Origin of the sequence: Rhizobium lusitanum (assembly GCF_014189535.1) — a bacterium.
GTDB classification, from domain to species: Bacteria; Pseudomonadota; Alphaproteobacteria; order Rhizobiales; family Rhizobiaceae; genus Rhizobium; species Rhizobium lusitanum_C.
In genome coordinates, this window is the sequence record NZ_CP050308.1 from 1,836,060 (window position 1) to 1,853,985 (window position 17,926).

The 17,926-nt window shown below is 60.8% G+C and carries 19 protein-coding genes; 10 read left to right on the forward strand and 9 right to left on the reverse strand.

The genetic code is table 11. The features are described from left to right. Window positions 1-118 precede the first annotated feature (118 nt). On the reverse strand, window positions 119-598 hold the full coding sequence (locus tag HB780_RS22615; protein WP_183696815.1) for a hypothetical protein: 480 nt from the start codon (window positions 596-598) through the stop codon (window positions 119-121). Window positions 599-1,027: 429 nt separating this feature from the next. On the opposite strand from HB780_RS22615, the gene HB780_RS22620 reads away from it, so the two are divergent. Then, window positions 1,028-1,567 carry a hypothetical protein gene (locus tag HB780_RS22620; protein ID WP_183696818.1) on the forward strand — a complete coding sequence of 180 codons (540 nt, stop codon included), beginning with the start codon at window positions 1,028-1,030 and terminating at the stop codon, window positions 1,565-1,567. Window positions 1,568-1,677: 110 nt separating this feature from the next. Here the strand turns inward: HB780_RS22620 and HB780_RS22625 are convergent, their stop codons facing one another. Then, window positions 1,678-2,109 carry an OsmC family protein gene (locus HB780_RS22625; protein WP_047457359.1) on the reverse strand — a complete coding sequence of 144 codons (432 nt, stop codon included), beginning with the start codon at window positions 2,107-2,109 and terminating at the stop codon, window positions 1,678-1,680. 271 nt (window positions 2,110-2,380) lie between these two features. Here HB780_RS22625 and HB780_RS22630 point away from each other — a divergent pair, with 271 nt between their 5' ends. Together HB780_RS22630 and dgoD are read left to right on the forward strand one after the other, a co-directional pair. After that, window positions 2,381-3,145, forward strand: a complete 765-nt coding sequence (locus HB780_RS22630; protein WP_183696822.1) for a FadR/GntR family transcriptional regulator — start codon at window positions 2,381-2,383, stop codon at window positions 3,143-3,145. 63 nt (window positions 3,146-3,208) lie between these two features. Further along, the gene (gene dgoD / locus HB780_RS22635; protein ID WP_183696825.1) at window positions 3,209-4,357 is read left to right on the forward strand and encodes a galactonate dehydratase; all 1,149 of its coding nucleotides are present in this window, start codon (window positions 3,209-3,211) and stop codon (window positions 4,355-4,357) included. Between the two features lie 532 nt (window positions 4,358-4,889). On the opposite strand, the gene HB780_RS22640 is transcribed toward dgoD, so the two are convergent. The 6 genes from HB780_RS22640 to HB780_RS22665 all read right to left on the reverse strand — a co-directional run bounded on the left by HB780_RS22640 (window position 4,890) and on the right by HB780_RS22665 (window position 9,208). Continuing rightward, entirely contained in the window at window positions 4,890-5,606 is a 717-nt protein-coding gene (locus HB780_RS22640; RefSeq protein WP_183696829.1) for a Bax inhibitor-1/YccA family protein, read from the reverse strand. 22 nt (window positions 5,607-5,628) lie between these two features. Next, the gene (locus HB780_RS22645; RefSeq protein ID WP_183696832.1) at window positions 5,629-6,399 is read right to left on the reverse strand and encodes an anti-sigma factor family protein; all 771 of its coding nucleotides are present in this window, start codon (window positions 6,397-6,399) and stop codon (window positions 5,629-5,631) included. Further along, window positions 6,386-6,925 (reverse strand): sigma-70 family RNA polymerase sigma factor, encoded by a 540-nt coding sequence (locus HB780_RS22650; RefSeq protein WP_183696834.1) that lies wholly within the window; start codon window positions 6,923-6,925, stop codon window positions 6,386-6,388. The genes HB780_RS22645 and HB780_RS22650 overlap by 14 nt, the downstream gene beginning before the upstream one ends. Before the next feature lie 64 nt (window positions 6,926-6,989). Beyond that, window positions 6,990-7,901 carry a bestrophin family protein gene (locus HB780_RS22655; RefSeq protein WP_183696837.1) on the reverse strand — a complete coding sequence of 304 codons (912 nt, stop codon included), beginning with the start codon at window positions 7,899-7,901 and terminating at the stop codon, window positions 6,990-6,992. 220 nt (window positions 7,902-8,121) lie between these two features. Continuing rightward, window positions 8,122-8,862 carry a peptide-methionine (S)-S-oxide reductase MsrA gene (msrA, locus tag HB780_RS22660; RefSeq protein WP_183696840.1) on the reverse strand — a complete coding sequence of 247 codons (741 nt, stop codon included), beginning with the start codon at window positions 8,860-8,862 and terminating at the stop codon, window positions 8,122-8,124. A 136-nt stretch (window positions 8,863-8,998) separates the two neighbouring features. Continuing rightward, entirely contained in the window at window positions 8,999-9,208 is a 210-nt protein-coding gene (locus HB780_RS22665) for a SlyX family protein (RefSeq protein ID WP_183696843.1), read from the reverse strand. A gap of 239 nt (window positions 9,209-9,447) precedes the next feature. Here HB780_RS22665 and HB780_RS22670 point away from each other — a divergent pair, with 239 nt between their 5' ends. From HB780_RS22670 to HB780_RS22690, 5 genes are read left to right on the forward strand one after another with little or no spacing between them, the layout of a single operon-like run. Further along, window positions 9,448-10,281 (forward strand): metallophosphoesterase family protein, encoded by an 834-nt coding sequence (locus HB780_RS22670; protein WP_183696846.1) that lies wholly within the window; start codon window positions 9,448-9,450, stop codon window positions 10,279-10,281. After that, entirely contained in the window at window positions 10,278-11,441 is a 1,164-nt protein-coding gene (locus tag HB780_RS22675) for an ABC transporter ATP-binding protein (protein WP_183696849.1), read from the forward strand. Before HB780_RS22670 ends, HB780_RS22675 begins: the two co-directional genes overlap by 4 nt. Next, complete coding sequence (locus HB780_RS22680) at window positions 11,434-12,357, forward strand: carbohydrate ABC transporter permease (protein WP_183696852.1); 924 nt, start codon at window positions 11,434-11,436, stop codon at window positions 12,355-12,357. The genes HB780_RS22675 and HB780_RS22680 overlap by 8 nt, the downstream gene beginning before the upstream one ends. Next, complete coding sequence (locus HB780_RS22685) at window positions 12,354-13,190, forward strand: carbohydrate ABC transporter permease (RefSeq protein WP_183696855.1); 837 nt, start codon at window positions 12,354-12,356, stop codon at window positions 13,188-13,190. The genes HB780_RS22680 and HB780_RS22685 overlap by 4 nt, the downstream gene beginning before the upstream one ends. A 25-nt stretch (window positions 13,191-13,215) precedes the next feature. After that, window positions 13,216-14,481, forward strand: a complete 1,266-nt coding sequence (locus tag HB780_RS22690; RefSeq protein ID WP_183696857.1) for an ABC transporter substrate-binding protein — start codon at window positions 13,216-13,218, stop codon at window positions 14,479-14,481. A gap of 67 nt (window positions 14,482-14,548) precedes the next feature. On the opposite strand, the gene HB780_RS22695 is transcribed toward HB780_RS22690, so the two are convergent. Beyond that, the gene (locus tag HB780_RS22695) at window positions 14,549-15,541 is read right to left on the reverse strand and encodes a substrate-binding domain-containing protein (RefSeq protein ID WP_183696860.1); all 993 of its coding nucleotides are present in this window, start codon (window positions 15,539-15,541) and stop codon (window positions 14,549-14,551) included. Between the two features lie 230 nt (window positions 15,542-15,771). Between HB780_RS22695 and HB780_RS22700 the strand changes: the two genes are divergently transcribed. Further along, complete coding sequence (locus tag HB780_RS22700; RefSeq protein WP_183696862.1) at window positions 15,772-16,707, forward strand: helix-turn-helix domain-containing protein; 936 nt, start codon at window positions 15,772-15,774, stop codon at window positions 16,705-16,707. 142 nt (window positions 16,708-16,849) lie between these two features. Beyond that, window positions 16,850-17,770 (forward strand): 3-hydroxyacyl-CoA dehydrogenase, encoded by a 921-nt coding sequence (locus tag HB780_RS22705; protein WP_183696865.1) that lies wholly within the window; start codon window positions 16,850-16,852, stop codon window positions 17,768-17,770. The last annotated feature ends 156 nt before the right edge of the window (window positions 17,771-17,926 follow it).

The window sequence follows — 17,926 nt, forward strand, 5'->3', positions numbered from 1 at the left end:
TTACTTTCGGTTTACGAGTGACGATTTTCAATTTTCGTCACTCGTAAACCGAAAGCGTTTAGCTGTCAAGAAACCTTGCCCACGACGAAGCGGTTAAAATAGCGGTGGTGATCAGATGTCAGGCACCCACAATATGGGGGCGGAAACGACGGACGCTCAGCAAGCCGACAATCAGGAATGCAATCAGCAGCACTGCCTGAACAACCAGAAGCGGCGGCTCGTTCCCCTGTGGCACCAGCGCATTCAGCGCAGGGATCTTCTGGAAGGACTGAACGATCAGCACCACGCAATTAAGGTAGTGCATGACCAGGCTGCCAATGACGAAGACGAGCCGCCAGATACCGGCCATTTGAAATCTATAGCGCGCGAGCGCAGTCGGAATGAAAATCAGAACCGTGATGATGCCGAATAGGATGCCCGGCGTCACGCCGTTGAAGGGAAAGAGAAACCCGGTCAGGCTCGTCAGCAGGATCGTGACCATATAGACGAGTGTCGATCGTTCATGACGGTCGGCGGTGATTAATCCCTGCGCGACGATGATGCCGGCGACGATGGCAATCAGGCTGATGATGACGTGAACCAAGGTCAGTGCGGACATGCGAACGGTCTCCCTCGCGCAGGACATTTCCGCGACAAGCCTAGTTCGGCGCCGGAATGAGGGATTGTAGATTTATGCGCGAAACCACGTCTTCCCGCCTCAAGACAAGGAAACGTGGCCGGGCCGCACACAGCCTTGCAGACCCTGCGGTATAGCCAATTCTTATGAAGCCGCCGGCTGTTTGAATTGGCGCTACCGCACCTTCGTCTCTACTCATCCGATAAATAGCCGGATCGCGAGACGAAATGTCGAGAGCGCTGTCAGTTACGTAATTGATGAACAGCTGCCGTTGTGACCGGCCCTTGCCTGGCTCTCGATAAATCTTTCCCGTTCCCCTTTGAAATCCTCTGGAGGAGGAGCCTGCGCGCATCCGCAATTGACGCGGTTGAGCGAGAACCAAGCGCGGAACGAACTGGGAGGAAATCAGGCATGAGCACCAATTATGGCGATGTCCGTCGAGATACGGGCGTGGGAACGAATGTCACCGATAGACCGGCCCTGTGGTCGACCATAAAAGCCGGCTTGATCGGGGGCATCGCAGGCGGTGTCCTGATCTGGATATATGAGGCGATCGTCTGGGTTGGCATCCAGCAACTGATGCCGCTGGCGGGCATTCCCCGCAACGCCACGGGCCTTGTATTTGGCAAGGGCGTGCAAGAATCCCTGGGACTGACGGCCTATTTTCTCGGCACCGCAATCCATTTCTCTTTCGTTTTCGCCTGGGGCATCGCCTTTGCCTATATATGGCCGTACTTCCGCCGTCGCGGTTATGAGGCGACCTTCGTGGCGCTCTTCTATGCGGTCGTGATCTGGATCGTGATGCATGCGGCGATCATGGTGGCCACCACGGATCATCCCAACTACTTCGATCCGATGGTCGTCATCGGCGGCTTTATGTCGCACTTCTTCTACACGGTTCCGCTGGCCCTGATCGTCAAACGACGCCTTGCAGCGGAAGCCGGCTCGTAAGACCACCAATACCCGTTGGTGTGCTGATATAGGTCACCCTCGCCATCACTGGCAGCATTCAACAGGCTCTTCGCGTTGCGGAGAGCCTGTTGAATTATTAGATCCCGAACTTAGGCCAGGCGAACATCCAGCGAGATCGGCACAGAAGCGAGCGCCTTGGAGACCGGGCAACCAGCCTTGGCCTTATTGGCGAGTTCGGTAAACTTGGCCTCGTCGGCACCGGGAACCTTGCCCGTCAGCGTCAGGTGGATCGCGCTGATCGCAAACCCGCCTTCGACGCTTTCGAGCGTGACCTTGGCCGTCGTCTCCATGCTTTCGGCGGTCAAACCCGCCTCATTGAGGATCAGCGACAGCGCCATGGTGAAGCAGCCGGCATGGGCAGCACCAATCAACTCTTCCGGATTGGTGCCCGCAACGCCTTCGAAGCGGCTGGCGAAGCCGTAAGGATATTGATTGAGCGCACCGCTCTGGGTCGAGATCTGGCCCTTGCCATCCTTCAGACCGCCGGACCACTGGGCCGAACCTGTGCGATTGATCTGCATATCGTCCTCCTTGTCGTTGATTAAGCCTTGGGAAAAGGGGCCCTGCCCTCCCGGCAAAGACCGATGGAAACCGCCTTTCGGCCGCCCCAATCCGCAATATAGTGTTCTATTCGCCGATGACGACAGCGCCGCAACAATGAGTGTGTCTCTGCCTCGAAAAGGCACAGCGGCTCTCTCAATTCGCGCGGGCCAAATCATCATACCAGACAATTGCCAATGTATGATGATTGTAGTAATGTGATTTCCACTGCGAGGAGCGGGGAAGAGATAGTTGGATTCGTTTGAACGGCAAGAGCATGGCTTGGTCGATCGGCCCGAACGCCGCCCGCGCGTACGTCGGAACGTGACGGCGGCGATTGCCGAAGACATCTGCTCTGAACGCTATCCCTCCGGCTCGCCCCTGCCGCGTGAAAACGATCTCTGCGAGCTCTATGGCGTCAGCCGCACCGTCATCCGCGAATCCCTGAAGATCCTGGAGTCGAAAGGCCTGGTGCGCGGCAAGCCCCGCATCGGCACCACCGTCTGCGACAAGGACGACTGGAACATCCTCGATCAGGACGTGCTCGAATGGATGGGACCTTATATTGCCGAATTCGATATTCTCGGCAGCATCCTCGAGGCGCGACGCACCATCGAGCCTGTCGCGGCCGAATATGCCGCCGAGCGCGCCACGGCCCAGGAGATTGCCGATCTCGATCGGGCCTGGCGACAGATGTGCGAGTCCGGTGACGATCCGGAGCGCTTCACTGAAGCCGACGTGATGTTCCATACGGTACTTTTGGGCGCCAGCCACAACCAAGTGTTCCGTCGCCTGTCCAGCGCCATCCATGCGGGCCTTAAATATGCGCTGCACGCCTCGAATGTCGCCGCTGACAGCCGCGACGAGGCGATCGCCGTCCATGGTGAGCTGGTAGAGGCGCTGCGCCTGCGCAATGGCACTGCTGCGCGCGACTGCACCCACCGCTTGCTCGACCTTGCCGCACGCGACCTTGCCGCCGGAAAAGCGACGGGGCGAGCGGAGAAAACCAGGACCTGAAACCCCGAGATCCGCGGCCTTCCGCCGCTGATGTGACCAAAGAGCCGAAACGGAAGCATTCCCATGAAAATCACCAAACTGACGACCTATATCGTGCCGCCGCGCTGGATGTTCCTGAAGATCGAGACTGACGAAGGCATCGTCGGCTGGGGTGAACCGGTCGTCGAAGGCCGTGCGCTCACCGTACAGGCGGCCGTGCACGAACTGGAAGACTATCTGATCGGCAAGGACCCCTTCCTGATCGAAGACCATTGGAATGTCATGTATCGCGGCGGCTTCTATCGCGGCGGCGCCGTCCATATGAGTGCCATCGCCGGCATCGACCAGGCGCTGTGGGACATCAAGGGCAAGGCCCTGGGTCAGCCGATCCACTCGCTGCTCGGCGGCCAGGTGCGCGACAAGATCAAGGTCTATTCCTGGATCGGCGGCGACCGTCCTTCAGACGTCGCCAACAACGCCAGGGAAGTCGTTGCCCGCGGCTTCAAGGCGATCAAGCTCAACGGCTGCGAGGAAATGCAGATCGTCGACACCTATGACAAGGTGGAAAAGGCGATCGAGACCATCGCCACCATCCGCGAGGCGATCGGCCCCCATATCGGCATCGGCGTCGATTTCCACGGCCGCGTCCATCGCCCGATGGCCAAGGTTCTCGCCAAGGAGCTGGAGCCCTACAAGCTGCTGTTCATCGAAGAGCCGGTGCTCTCCGAAAACCGCGAAGCACTGAAAGAAATCGCCAATCATTGCTCGACGCCGATTGCGCTGGGCGAGCGGCTCTTCTCGCGCTGGGACTTCAAGCAGGTCCTGTCGGACGGCTATGTCGACATTCTTCAGCCCGACCTTAGCCACGCCGGCGGCATCACCGAATGCCGCAAGATCGCGGCCATGGCGGAAGCCTATGACGTGGCGCTGGCACCGCATTGCCCGCTCGGCCCCATCGCGCTTGCCGCCTGCCTGCAGGTCGACGCCGTCAGCTACAATGCCTTCATCCAGGAACAGAGCCTCGGCATCCACTACAACAAGGGCAACGACATCCTCGACTACATCTCCAACAAGGAAGTCTTCCACTATGCCGACGGCTTCGTCAGCATCCCGCAAGGCCCCGGCCTCGGCATCGAAGTGGATGAAGCCTACGTCATCGAACGCGCCAAGGAAGGCCATCGCTGGCGCAACCCGATCTGGCGTCATGAGGATGGCAGCGTAGCGGAGTGGTAGGTCGCTGATATTTTTAGGAGTGGGTGTCAGGGACCGCGAATTTTGAATATGCCGCGCCTCTGATACCCCCCTCTGTCACTTCGTGACATCTCCCCCACAAGGGGGGAGATCGTTCGGAGCTTGCCGCTCGCTACCCGCAAAACAATAAACGACAATTTCAGCAGGCTCGATGTTCGCTTAGGGCGAGAAGGCGCTGCGAGTTACCAATCTCCCCCTTGTGGGGGAGATGTCACGTCAGTGACAGAGGGGGTGACGAACTCTCGGTGAACTCAGAAGCTGCCGCTACGCTCTAACGGCGCCACCCACGCCCCAGATCACACATCATCGCACCTCCGCGTACGGATCATTGCGATCAGGGCTAACCAAGCACCCCAATCCCCACCCCCAAATAAAATACGCCTGCGGTATCGGCGCAGATACCGCAGGCGCGTCATGCGTCTCACAAACCCCCAGGGAGACGCATTTCCGGAGCACGATCAAACGAAAGAGTGGAGTAACTTTCAGATCATGCCCAAGCTCTAAAAGTCCAGTGCTATTCCCGCTCGCCCGTGAAGTTCAGGAGGAGTTGGAAGATGTTGACGAAGTTCAGGTAAAGCGACAGGGCGCCGAAGACGGCGAGCTTCTGCGAGGTCTCCTGATCGTGATTCTCGGCATATTGTTCCTTGATGTTCTGCGTATCCCAGGCAGTCAGGCCGACGAAGACCACGATGCCGATGATCGAGATGGCGAACTGAAGCGCGCTCGAACCCAAGAAAATATTGACGACGCTGGCGATGATCACGCCAAACAGGCCCATCATCAGGAACGAGCCGATATTGGCAAGGTCACGCTTGGTCGTATAGCCGTAGAGGCTGGTCGCGCCGAACATGGTGGCCGCGATGAAGAAGGTCCGCGCGATACTGGTGCCGGTGAAGACCAGGAACACCGATGCGAGCGACAGGCCCATGACGGCACAGAAGGCCCAGAACATCATCTGCGCGGTGCTTGCCGACATCGTCTGGATGCGGAACGAGAAGAACAGCACGAAGGCGAGCGGCGCCAGCATGACGACCCACTTGAGCGGCGACTGGAAGATCGGCACGTAGAGCGCCGGCGTCGTGCCGACGATCATCGCGACGATACCGGTCAACACAAGGCCGATGCCCATGTAGTTGTAGACGCGCAGCATGTGCTTGCGCAGGCCTTCGTCGAAGAGCGCCTGCGAGCCGGCAGCGGCGCCATAGCCGAAGCGCGGATTGGTCGGGTTCATGGTCGTTCTCCTTTGATCCAAACTAGTAAAGGGTACGGGCGAGCTTTTCAGCCTCGCCATCGAGTTCGTTCGCCTTGCCGCCGCCGATCAGGGCGTAGGCGACTTCGCCGATCTGCCAATAGGCAGCCTGGACGTTGTCGCGCGTGGCATGGCTGACCTTCTGGACGGCGAAGTTTCCCGGGCGGACGGCAAACAGCGACAAATATCTGCCCTCACCGGCATCGACCGTCATTTCAACGCTCGGTCCGAATTCGGACGGATAGATCTGTGCATCGGTGACGCGCCAGCCCGCGGGCATCTCCGGAAGGACGATCGCCGTCGAGGCGCGGATCTCTTCCGGATTGTAACCCGCCTGCCCAGGCTGCGGTTTCGTCATGTCCCGCATGGCGGTCGCCTGATAGGCGCGCACAGCATCGTCGACGAAAGCAGGTGCTGGAACCGAAGCATTGACTTCGCTCGCCGTGAAGGCGCCGAAGGACGTATGCGCCACCCAGCCGGCCGTCATCAGCATGGCCACAGCCGCCACCCGCTGGAAGGAGCCCAGCACGCGGCCATAGGCGAGCCCCCGCTCCAGCCGACGAGCGGCCTCGCGGGTTTCCGCCTTCACCACCATGCTCTCGCCGGCCAGCGCCATGCGCAATTCGCCGCGCATGCTGAGATCGGCCATGACCTTGGCGGCGATATCGGGATGCTCGGACAGATAGGACTCGACCTCGACGCGGCGCGCGACAGTCAGCTCTCCATCGACATAGGCATCGAGATCGGTATCGATGATCGGATCAATTGTTTTCATTGCCGCTCCCTCCGATGAGCCGAAGATGCGAGATTTTGGGCGCGGTCTCCTCGAACGTCCTGAGATTTGCCCGAGCGCGTGAGATGCGCGACATCAGCGTACCCACGGGAATACCCAGCGCCGATGCCGCTTCCTGATAGGAAAGATCCTCGATCGCCACCAGATGCAGCGCCTCGCGCTGTTCTTCCGGCAGATCGAAGAAGGCGTCGCGCACCTGGCTCAGGCGCACGGCATGGTCTTGCGAGGCCGGCAGCGCCGGCTCGAACTCAACCGCTGCTTCTTCATGGCGACGGTTCAGCGAGCGCCTCTGGCGCAGGCGGTCGATATGGGCATTGTGCAGGATCGACAGCAACCAGGTGCGCAGGTTCGCGCCGCGTCGGAAACTCGCTTTGCGTTCATAGGCCTTGACCAGCGCATCATGCACCAGGTCTTCCGCCTCATCCGCGTTGCGGACAAGCGAACGGGCATATCGTCTCAGCGAACCGAGCTGCCCTAAAACGTCGAATGTCCGTTTGTTGCGTTCCATACCCCAATATACGGAAGCCGGGCCGATCTTATTCCATGGCCCAGCAAATATTTTTTCTGGGCGCCTACATCAGCACGAAATCCTTGGGCTGCGGCATGGGCGGCAGGTCGGTTTCGCCGAGCGCTTCCCTGAGATTGATCTCGATCGTATCGGCAAGAGCGCCGATCGCCAGCGCGTTCGGATGGTTGCCGAAGGGGGCTTCCAGCTCGTCGCCGAGCGCATCGAGGCCAAAGAAGGTGTAGGCGATCAGCGCGGCCACGAAGGGAGACCCCCATCCCAGCGTATCGACGAAGCCGAAGGGCAGCAGGAAGCAAAAGAGATAGGCGGTGCGATGCAGAAGCAGCGTATAGCCGAACGGCAGCGGCGTATTGCGGATGCGCTCGCAAGCCGCCTGCACCGCCCCCATCTGGCCGATACTGGCATCGAGCATCTGATACTGGATATCCGAAATCCCGTCCGCTGCCTTCAGCCGCGCCAGATCGGCCGACATCAGGCGCAGCAGGAGATCCGGTTTGTTCTGAGCCGTGTGATAGAAATCGATTTCGCTGGGCGCCAGATGTTGCAGCACCTTGCTCTCGTCGCCGCCGGGCCTCAGATGGCAGACCAGCGCCTGCGCAAAGGCCATCGTCAGCCGCAGTAAGTCCTTCCGGGCTTCACCGGCAGCTTCCAGTATCAATGTCTGCCGCGCGAAGCCACGGCTGACCTGGATGAGCTGCCCCCAATCGCGCCGCCCTTCCCACCAGCGGTCGTAGCAAGCGTTGTTGCGGAAGCCGAGAAAGATCGAAAGCGCGATGCCGAGCAGCGCAAAGGGCGATCCGTTGAAGGAGAGGATAACGTTCGGACGCTCTTCATGCCCCCAGACGATCAACGCCGACAGCAGGAAGATCACCACGATCTGCGGCAATATCCGCCGGATGACCGAACCGCGGAGAATAAAGAAAAGCTGGAAAAGGTTCGGCCGGTCGCGGACGATCATGGTAGGAAGCGCTCTCGATTGATGTCTGGCACTGCCGAGCAATACACCAGACACCGTGAGAGTAACGAGCATTTCCTGCAAAGCCGCCGAGACCGGCCCGCATTGCTAGCCGGTCTCGCTAGAGCGTTTCAACGCTTCACGGAAGCGCAGAAACGCTCTAGCTCTTTATTTTTGCGCAATTCCAGACGGAAAACCGCATCACACTTTTCCTGGAATTGCGCTAATTCCCCGAGGCGTTCGCTGCGACCAGCACCGGATCGGAGCGATAGTCTCCAGGGAACATGCGCTGCAGATTTTTGACCTTCGGCAGGTCGTTGACGACGATGTAGGGATAATTGGGGTTCATCGTCAGGAAGTTCTGGTGATAACCCTCGGCTGCATAGAACTGCCGCTCCGGCTCGATCTTGGTGACGATCGCCGCATCGAAGACCTTGGCGTGATTGAGCTGACCGATATAGGCTTTGGCAACATCAGCCTGTTCGGCAGTCGTCGGAAAGATCGCCGAGCGGTATTGCGTGCCGCTGTCCGGCCCCTGATAATTCAGCTCCGTCGGGTCATGGGCAACCGAGAAATAGATCTGCAGGAGATGCCCGTAGCTGACCTTATGCGGATCGAAGACGATACGCACGGATTCGGCATGTCCGGTATCGCCACCGCTCACCGTTTCATACTGAGCCGTATCCTTCTTGCCGCCGGCATAGCCCGAGGTGGCGCTGATCACACCGTTGACATGCTGGAACACGCCCTGCACGCCCCAGAAGCAGCCGCCGGCGAAAACCGTGGTTTCCGTGCTGCCTGAGCCCGGCTTTTCGTCCACGGCTGGCGCCGGAATGATGCGGGCGTCTTCAGCCGACGCATGGCTTACGAATTGCAGCGCAACGCCGGCCAGCAACACGGCGCCAACGGCAAAGGCCGTCGGGCGGGCAACATGCGACAGGGCCTTGCGGATCGTATCTTTCATGATGATCTCCTCTCGACCGCGAGTGTAACTTCTCCGGTCGAAAGGGATACGGGAGGATAGAGGCTTTTGTTACACACGCCCGCGTGAAACACCGAAACGTGATGCTGTGCCAATCCAGCCCCATTGGTACGCCCGCTCAGTAGTGCGGCGGCTTGGTGATGGCCGGCGCGTCCATCGTTTGATCTTCCAGCGTCAGGAAACGCTCGGCCAGCCGGTCGAGCTTCAGCCTCGTCTGCTCGACCACTTTCCATTGCTCCGCCACCTGGTCGGACAATTCCTCGATGGTCTTTGCCTGATAGGCCACCAGCTCTTCGAGCGTGGTGATGCGGCTTTGTTCGTCTGACATCTCTGTTCCTCTTTCGGCAGCGATCTATATCACCCGAACCGCCGACGTATAGCGTCTCAATTAGGCATATGACAGGCACCGGCGTCATTTGACGAATATATGACAAAACTGGAAAACAGGTGAAAAGACCCGTTACCTAACTGACATCGGGGCCTTCTAAAGAGATCGGCAAGAAGCGCCGGTTTTGAAGGAAATTCCCTCCACAAGCGCTCTCTCTTTTCGTTTTCCGGAGACGCGCCTTGAAGATCATCCAGATCACCGACACCCATTTGAGCCCGAACAAGCCGCATTTCAACGGCAATTGGGAGCCGCTGGCGAAATGGATCGAGGCAAGCGGTGCCGATCTTATCGTCCATACCGGCGATCTCAGCGTCGATGGCGCCGACAAGGACGAAGACCTCACCTTCTCCATGGACCTGATGCGTCAAGTCTCGGTGCCGATGCTGATCGTGCCCGGCAATCACGATGTCGGCCACCTGCCGGGCTCCTATCAGCCCGTCAATCCCGAGCGGCTAGAGCGCTGGCGTCGTCTCGTCGGACCGGACTACTGGGCGAAGGATGTGGATAACTGGCGGCTGATCGGCCTGAACAGCCTGTTGATGGGCTTCGAGGACGCCGAAGAGCAGACGCAGTTCGATTGGCTGCAGGAAAAGCTCGAAAGCCGCGACGGACGCCGTGTCGCGCTCTTCGCACATAAGCCGCTGTTCGTCGATGCGCCCGACGAAGGCGACACCGGCTATTGGAGCGTGCGTCCCGCACAGCGCCGCCGTCTCTACGATCTGATATCAGCCCACGACGTCGCCCTGCTCGGCAGCGGCCACCTGCACTGGACCTGGGAAGGCCGGTTCAATGATACGGCGCTCGTTTGGGCGCCGCCCGCCGCCTTCATCCTCGACAAGATGGAGCGGGAAATGCCGGGCGAGCGTCTCATCGGTGCCGCGATCCACGAACTCGGCGACGATGTCACCACCGAGATCGTCGCAGTTCCCGGCATGACGGCCTATTTCCTCGATGACGTCGTCATGGAAGTCTATCCGCAGGCAATTCCCAAGGCGAAGGAGCCGACGGAATGAGCGCGCTCTCGCTTCGCGGTATCACCAAATCCTTCGGTGGCAACGCTATCCTGAAAGGCGTCAGCCTTGACGTCGAGCCAGGCGAGTTCATCGCCCTCGTCGGCCCGTCCGGTTGTGGCAAGAGCACGCTGCTGCGCATCCTTGCCGGGCTCGATCATGCCGACACCGGCGAGATCCTCGTTGCCGGCAACGATATCTCCGGCGTCGCGGCGGCTGACCGCAACATCGCCATGGTCTTCCAGTCCTACGCGCTCTATCCGCATCTGACGGCGTCTGAAAACATCGCCGTGCCGCTCGCCATGCGCCGCCTGACGCGGGTGCAGCGCCTGCCCTTCATCGGCGCGATGATCCCCGGCCAGCGCGCAACCCGCAGCGGCATCATCCGCGATGTCCGCGAGATGGCAACCTCGCTGAAGATCGACCATCTGCTCGACCGCAAGCCCGGCCAGATGTCCGGCGGCCAGCGCCAGCGCGTGGCGCTCGCCCGCGCCATGGTGCGTCGCCCAAGCGTCTTCCTGATGGACGAGCCGCTCTCCAATCTCGACGCCAACCTGCGCGTCCATGCCCGCGGTGAGATCGTCGATCTGCACCGCCGCGCCGGCGTGCCGACAGTCTATGTCACCCATGATCAGGCCGAAGCGCTCTCCATGGCCGACCGCGTCGCTGTGATGATCGGCGGGCAGTTGCTGCAGCTTGCCTCACCGCAGACGATCTATGATGATCCGGCCCATGTCGAAGTCGCCCGCTTCGTTGGCCAGCCGCGCATCAACCTGCTGCCCGCCCTCGCCGAAAACGGCACCGTCGCCTTCGGCGGCATCAGGCTGGCGCTGGAAGAAGCCGCTTTTGCCGGCTCCGCTGTTACCCTCGGCATCCGTCCGGAATTCGTTCGCCTCGCCGATAGCCGTCAGAACGCACTCGCCGCCCATATCGAGCGGATGGAATTCCTCGGCTCGGAAGTCATCCTGCACGCCAAGCTCGATGCCATCGGCGAAAGCATCGTCGCCAAGCTGACGCCCGCCGACGCTTCGGGCCTCTCCGCCGGCATGCCGGTCGCTCTGACGCTTGCGCCGGGACAGGCCATGGTCTTCGCCGAAAATGGCCGCCGCCTGCGCACCACTCCCGTTACGGTCGATGCCGGCAGGGAGAAAGCTCATGGCTAGCATCGCCGCCACGGCTATCCCGATGCGATCGGCGGCAAAGCACGAGCGCAGCGAGACCCGCACCGCCCTCTTGCTGGCGCTTCCGGCCATCATCCTGATCGTGCTGTTCGTTCTCCTGCCGATCGTCGCCGTCATCTGTCTGGGATTCACCGACTTCCAGCTTGGCGACAAGGGCCTGCGCTTTGTCGCTTTCGAGAACTACGCACATCTCATGAAGGACCGCACCTTCCAGAAATCGCTGTGGAACACGGCGGTCTATACGGCCATCGTCGCCCCCGCCTCGATCGTGCTCGGCCTCGGCGTCGCGCTGTTGATCGAGAGCGAAAATATCGGCCGCAGCTTCTTCCGTACCGCCTATTTCCTGCCCGTTGCCTCGCTGATCGTCGCCATGGCAACCGTCTGGCAATATCTCTTCCATCCGACCATCGGCCCGATCAATGCCCTGCTCGGCGAAATCGGCCTGCCACGTCCCAACTGGCTCGCCTCCTCGTCGACCGCCCTTTACAGCCTGTCGATCATCGGCGTCTGGCAGACGGTCGGCTTCAACATGGTGCTGTTCCTCGCCGGCCTCACCGCCATCCCCCGCGAGCTTTATGCCGCAGCGGAAGTGGATGGCGCGAAATCAGCGCTCGACCGCTTCTGGCTGGTGACCTGGCCGATGCTCGGGCCGACGACGCTGTTCGTCACCACCATCAGCATCATCAACGCCGTCAAGGTCTTCGATACCGTCAAGACGCTGACCGAAGGCGGCCCGAACCATGCCTCGGAAGTGCTGCTCTTCACCATCTACCAAGAGGGCTTCGTCTATATGCAAGTCGGCTACGCCTCGGCGATGACGACGGTCTTCCTCGCCATTCTGGTGGTGCTGGCCTTCCTGCAATATCGCATCCAAGACCGGCAGGTGCATTACACATGACCTCCACTGGCTTCACTCCCGGCCGCATCCTGCGCCTTTCGCTGCTGATCCTCGGCTCGCTCGTCTTCCTGGCGCCCTACATCTTCATGATCTCGACAGCCGGCAAGGCGCAGGACGATATCTTTACCTCCGCCCTGAGGCTAATCCCGACGCATTTCTTCTATGTCGAGAACATCACCAAGGCGCTGAGCAAGGTGCCGATGGGTACGCTGCTGCTCAACGGCGTTATCGTCTGCGGCCTGATCTTCTTCTTCCAGGTGCTGATCGCCATTCCCTGCGCCTACGCCATGGCGAAGCTGAAGTTCCCCGCCGCGCGCCTGATGATGGTACTGATCATGCTCGGCCTCTTGATCCCGATCCACGCCACCGCCCTGCCGCTCTATGTCGCCTTCAACAGCCTGTCGCTGCTGAACAGCTACACCGCGCTGGTGGCGCCCTTCTCGATCTCGGTCTTCGCGATCTTCATGTTCCTGCAGTTCTTCCGCGCCATGCCTGATGATCTGATCCATGCGGCCCGCCTCGATGGCATGTCGGAACTCGGCATTGTCGCTCGCGTCATCGTGCCCAACGCCTGGCCGGCCGTCACCGCCTTCGTGATCTTCTCGGTCGTGGCGCATTGGAACGATTTCTACTGGCCGCTGATCGTCATCAGCAACCAGAACTACGCCACGCCGCCGCTGGGCCTCATGTATTTCCGCGCGGCCGAGGCCGGCGACGACTACGGCGCGCTCATGGCCGCCACGTTGATCATCACCCTTCCCCTCGTCGCCGCATTCCTTCTCGCACAGAAGCGCTTCGTCGAGGGCATCACCATGACCGGTCTCAAGGGCTGACCGGTTCGAAACAGGAGAACGAGCGATGAAGCATATCACCCAGATTCTCGCCGCCGCGGCCATTTCGATGGTCGTGTCGGTCCCGGCCTATGCCGAGACGACCTTGACGGTTCACTATCCGATGCCCGGCTTCTTCAAGAACGTGATGGACACGATCTCGAAGAAGTTCATGGAAGAAAATCCGGATATCAAGATCCAGTTCGCGGCACCTTCTGCCACCTACGAGGAAGGCATCCAGACCATTCTGCGCCAGGCCGGCACCAGCGAAATGCCCGATGTTACCTTCATCGGCCTCAACCGTCTGCGAATGATAGACGAGCGCAATGTCGCCGTCGATCTCGGACCGCTCGTCCAGAAGGACGGCAACATGGCCGCGCAGGGCTTCTCCGACACCATCCTCAAGCTCGCCCAGGTCAAGGGCAAGCAGGTCGGCCTCGCCTTCGCGACCTCGAACCCGATCATGTACTACAATGCCGATCTGGTGAAGGCAGCCGGCGGCGACCCGGACAGCCCGCCGAAGACCTGGGATGAGGTCATCGCGCTTGCCGGCAAGATCAAGGCGCTCGGCAACGGCGTCGACGGTATGGACTTCCGCTGGCAGGGCGACGACTGGATGTTCTCCGCCCTCCTCTTCGGCGCCGGCGGCCAGATGCTGAGCAACGACGAAAGCAAGGTCGCCTTTAACGGTCCTGAGGGACAGAAGGCCGTCGAGCTGATCCAGCGCTTCGTCAAGGAAGGCGGCATGCCGGTCTTCACCAAGTCCGCCGGCGAACAGGCTTTTGCCGCCGGCAAGGTCGGCTTCGAATTCCAGACCACCGGCGCGCTGGTGAACACCGTCAAGAATGTCGGCGCCAAGTTCGACCTGCGCACCGCCAAGATCCCGCTGATCGACCCGGTCAAGGGTCGCCTGCCGACCGGCGGCAACGCCGTCGTCATCCTGACCCATGATCCGGTCAAGGAAGCAGCCGCCTGGAAGTTCGCCAAGTTCGCCGCCGGCCCCTATGGCGCCTCGGTCGTCGTTCCCGGCACCGGCTATGTCCCGAACAACGAGCTCGCCGCCAAGTCGGCCGAGTATCTCGGCGACTTCTACAAGAAGAACCCGCTGTTCCAGGCCGGCCTCAGCCAGATGCCGGTGATGATCCCCTGGTACGCCTTCCCCGGCGCCAACGGCGTCAAGGTCACGCAGACGATCGTCGACAACCTGTCGCGCATCGTCGACGGCTCGGCCGAGCCGAAGGAAGCCCTTGATGACGCCGCTTCCGACGTTGAAGGCATGCTGCCACGCAGCTAAGGCTTGCTTGACCGCCAGATGCGCCGCCTCTTTTCCCGGAGGCGGCGTTTTCATGTCCACGAATGCGTCAGGACACGACATTGAGATTGCGGACCGTTCCACCCGGCCGCAGCCGGTAGGGCACGATCAGATGCCTCGTCGGCGCGGCATTCTCCGCCATGTCGAGCAGCAGCGAGGCGGCGGCCGCCCCCATGGTCGCATCCGGCATTTCCACCGTCGTCAGCGGCGGATCCATCAGCCTGCCGATGGCAATGCCGTCGAAACCGGCGACGGAGATGTCATGCGGGACTGAAAACCCCTGCCGTCTCAGCGATCCCATGACCCCGAGAGCCAATAGGTCGTTGGAGGCGATGATCGCGGTAGGCTTCAGCCGCAATATATCATCGCCGAGATCGAGCTGCTCGAAGCTGTCGATGAAAGGGATCTGCACCGCCGCAAACGGAGCATGACCAACCGCCTCCATCGCCTTGACATGGCCCAGATAACGCAACCTGGCGCGATCCGACGCGCCAAAATGGCCTGAGATGAACAGAATACGGCTGTGGCCCTGATCGAGCAGATGCTCGGTCAGCTCACGGCCGGCACCGAAATTATCGGGCGTGACTGCGGCGGGAAAACGCGCTGTCGGCAGATTGTTGAGCAGCACCGTCGGCGGCAGCGCCGAGGAGAGAGCGAGGCTGCGCTCTGGATCGCAGACAGTGAGGATGAGCCCGGTCGGCCGTTGGTGCAGCAGCGAGGCGACGGCATCCGCTTCCTGCGCCGGATCGTAGTTCGACTGCGCGATCAGCACGCTATGGCCGGCATGCAGTGCCCGGTGCTGGATGCTGGAAAGCGAAGCGGCAAAGACCGGGTTTGTGATGCTGGGGATGAGCACGCCAATTGCCGGCCGGCGGCGGGCAAAGTTGACGGCCCGGCCGCTGGCGCGATAGCCAAGCTCGGCCGCCGCCCGGCGCACACGGCGCACCATCTCGTCGCTGACCGGGCCATTGTGATTCAGCACCCGGCTTGCGGTCGCGATCGAGCAGCCCGCACGGAAAGCGACTTGCTGGAGCGTCGACATGATCTCATGCACCTCCGGCTTCAGCTCCGCCGACAAATGCCGGCAGGCCATGGGAATGGCGGGGATTTATAGCAGTTCGATGACAGTTATTTGAATGGTGCGAAATAGGTTCGCGGTCAGCGCGCCCGTTGTGATCAGCGCGGGCACGATTGCAATATTAGCAATAGTATATTTATATCATATTTTAACGCGACTGACGGCTTTCGCTTTATACTATCTAGGATAGTGGAGTGAAAATTGGTAATCGTCAGTGGCATCGGCCCCAGAGGGGCTGGCGGTTGTTGGCTTGGGGCGTGGCAACGATGCTGCAAGGTGCGGGGTCCGAAGACTATTTCAGGCTGAGCGCGCCGGTGCGTCCTCTTCGCGCTATCCTCTGCAAAAATGGAATTGATATCGACTGTCCCGAGGCGCCCGCTTTCGTGCTTGGGCTGCAAGGTCAGCAACCGGCGCCGCACCAGGTCAAGCTTGTCGAATGCCTCGTTCCGGTCATTCCCTTTCCCCACGGCATGATCGTGCTTGCCCGCCTGATCCTCGACCCACCTGCGGAGACGGATGACAAGGAGACGATCAGCCTCTATGTGTCACGCCACAGCTTCGACCGGATTGCCGAACTTTCGCTTACGCCCGGTTGCGCTGCCGGCGATACCGTCCTTGAAAACCTGTTGTCCCGCCTGATCCCAGCTATCGAACAATCGGACCGTGCAAACCCTTTGCTGCTCGATCCCATCGGCAAGGCCTTCAGCGCACATATCGCGGAGCGCTATGGCCGTGTCCTGGCAGCGAAATCCGCCATTATCGGCGGGCTGACACCATGGCAGCTGCGCCGCGCCCGCGATACGATCAATGCCCGGCTGGATCGGGATGTGTCTCTGGCACAGTTGGCCAGTGACTGCGGCCTTTCCACCAGCCATTTCGCCCGCGCCTTTGCGCGCAGCACAGGCATCCCGCCGCATCGCTGGCTGATGCAGCGCCGCGTCGACCGCGCCAAGGAACTGATGCGCAAGGGAACGCCGCTTGCCGAAATCGCACTGATGTGCGGCTTCTCGGATCAGAGCCATTTGACGCGCGTCTTCTCGCAATCCGAAGGCCTCACGCCGGGACGGTGGCGGGAATCGCAGGGACCGGCAGCCTTCGATATGAGACCGATCGCATTGGGCGAGGCATGACCCGCGACATCTCGGCGCTTGATCTTCGCTGCATCGCAGCAGATCCTCAATAAGACCACGAAGACGAATGATCTTGTCATCAAGCGATGCCATCATCGCCTTGCTGTGATCCGCAGATCCGACCCTTTGAAAGGATGCTCTCATGTCTGAAGCAGAAGCACGGACGCCTGCCACTTCCTCTGAAAATATCGAACGACTGTTCTTCCTCGACATCAATGACGGCCGAATTCTCTCCTCCGCCATCGACGGCAACGACCTCCAGCTGATCATCCAGCGGCCCGGCCGCAGCCCGGACGGCATTCTCGTCGACAGCGAAAACGGCTGGCTTTACTGGACGGAAATGGGCACCGACTACAACGCCCATGACGGCTCGATCGAGCGTATCGATCTCGACGGCCGCAACCATGTGACGCTGATTGCGCCCGGCAGCACGCTGGTGACGCCGAAGCAGATCCAGATCGATTACGGCAACGCCAAACTCTACTGGTGCGACCGCGAGGGCATGCGGGTGATGCGCGCCAATATCGACGGCTCCGACATTGAAACTCTCGTGCAGAACGGCGACAGCCCTTCCGACAGCGCCGATATCGCACGCTGGTGCGTCGGCATCGCGCTCGACCTGCCGCTCGGACAGATCTACTGGACGCAGAAGGGTCCGTCGGACGCTGGCCTGGGCCGCATCTTCCGCGCCGGCATCAACATTCCCGAAGGCGAGACGGCGACGAGCCGCAGCGATATCGAAGTCCTACTCGACAAGCTGCCGGAGCCGATCGACCTCGAACTCGATCTCGCCACCCGCACCATCTACTGGACCGATCGCGGCAATCTTCCGCGCGGGAATACCGTCAACCGCGCCGAGATGGACGATCTCGCGGCAACCTCCGAAGTCGTCCTCGAGGGCCTCGACGAAGGCATCGGCCTGTCGCTCGACCTGCCGAACAACCGCATGTTCTTCACCGACATCGGCGGCAATCTCTATTCAGCAGGGCTCGACGGCGCGGGTGAACGTGAGCTGCTGCATCATGCGGGATCGTTCACGGGGATTGTTTACGCGGTGGTTTGAGTGTTTCCAGCCGACTTCAGGTCGCGGGATTGCCTTGAGCGGAGCCAACACAGTGGCCGACCCTCGTCCTTCGAGGGTCGCTCCTTCGACAAGCTCAGTCGCTCCCACCTCAGGATGAGGACGGAGGGAGCCCCAACCTGAAGCAACGATGCTGAA

Excerpts from the sequence above, each read along its gene's own strand:
- HB780_RS22615 (WP_183696815.1), bottom strand. The coding sequence starts at position 598 with ATGTCCGCACTGACCTTGGTTCACGTCATCATCAGCCTGATTGCCATC.
- HB780_RS22620 (WP_183696818.1), top strand. The coding sequence starts at position 1,028 with ATGAGCACCAATTATGGCGATGTCCGTCGAGATACGGGCGTGGGAACG.
- HB780_RS22625 (WP_047457359.1), bottom strand. The coding sequence starts at position 2,109 with ATGCAGATCAATCGCACAGGTTCGGCCCAGTGGTCCGGCGGTCTGAAG.
- dgoD (WP_183696825.1), top strand. The coding sequence starts at position 3,209 with ATGAAAATCACCAAACTGACGACCTATATCGTGCCGCCGCGCTGGATG.
- HB780_RS22640 (WP_183696829.1), bottom strand. The coding sequence starts at position 5,606 with ATGAACCCGACCAATCCGCGCTTCGGCTATGGCGCCGCTGCCGGCTCG.
- HB780_RS22645 (WP_183696832.1), bottom strand. The coding sequence starts at position 6,399 with ATGAAAACAATTGATCCGATCATCGATACCGATCTCGATGCCTATGTC.
- HB780_RS22650 (WP_183696834.1), bottom strand. The coding sequence starts at position 6,925 with ATGGAACGCAACAAACGGACATTCGACGTTTTAGGGCAGCTCGGTTCG.
- HB780_RS22655 (WP_183696837.1), bottom strand. The coding sequence starts at position 7,901 with ATGATCGTCCGCGACCGGCCGAACCTTTTCCAGCTTTTCTTTATTCTC.
- msrA (WP_183696840.1), bottom strand. The coding sequence starts at position 8,862 with ATGAAAGATACGATCCGCAAGGCCCTGTCGCATGTTGCCCGCCCGACG.
- HB780_RS22665 (WP_183696843.1), bottom strand. The coding sequence starts at position 9,208 with ATGTCAGACGAACAAAGCCGCATCACCACGCTCGAAGAGCTGGTGGCC.
- HB780_RS22675 (WP_183696849.1), top strand. The coding sequence starts at position 10,278 with ATGAGCGCGCTCTCGCTTCGCGGTATCACCAAATCCTTCGGTGGCAAC.
- HB780_RS22680 (WP_183696852.1), top strand. The coding sequence starts at position 11,434 with ATGGCTAGCATCGCCGCCACGGCTATCCCGATGCGATCGGCGGCAAAG.
- HB780_RS22685 (WP_183696855.1), top strand. The coding sequence starts at position 12,354 with ATGACCTCCACTGGCTTCACTCCCGGCCGCATCCTGCGCCTTTCGCTG.
- HB780_RS22690 (WP_183696857.1), top strand. The coding sequence starts at position 13,216 with ATGAAGCATATCACCCAGATTCTCGCCGCCGCGGCCATTTCGATGGTC.
- HB780_RS22695 (WP_183696860.1), bottom strand. The coding sequence starts at position 15,541 with ATGTCGACGCTCCAGCAAGTCGCTTTCCGTGCGGGCTGCTCGATCGCG.
- HB780_RS22705 (WP_183696865.1), top strand. The coding sequence starts at position 16,850 with ATGTCTGAAGCAGAAGCACGGACGCCTGCCACTTCCTCTGAAAATATC.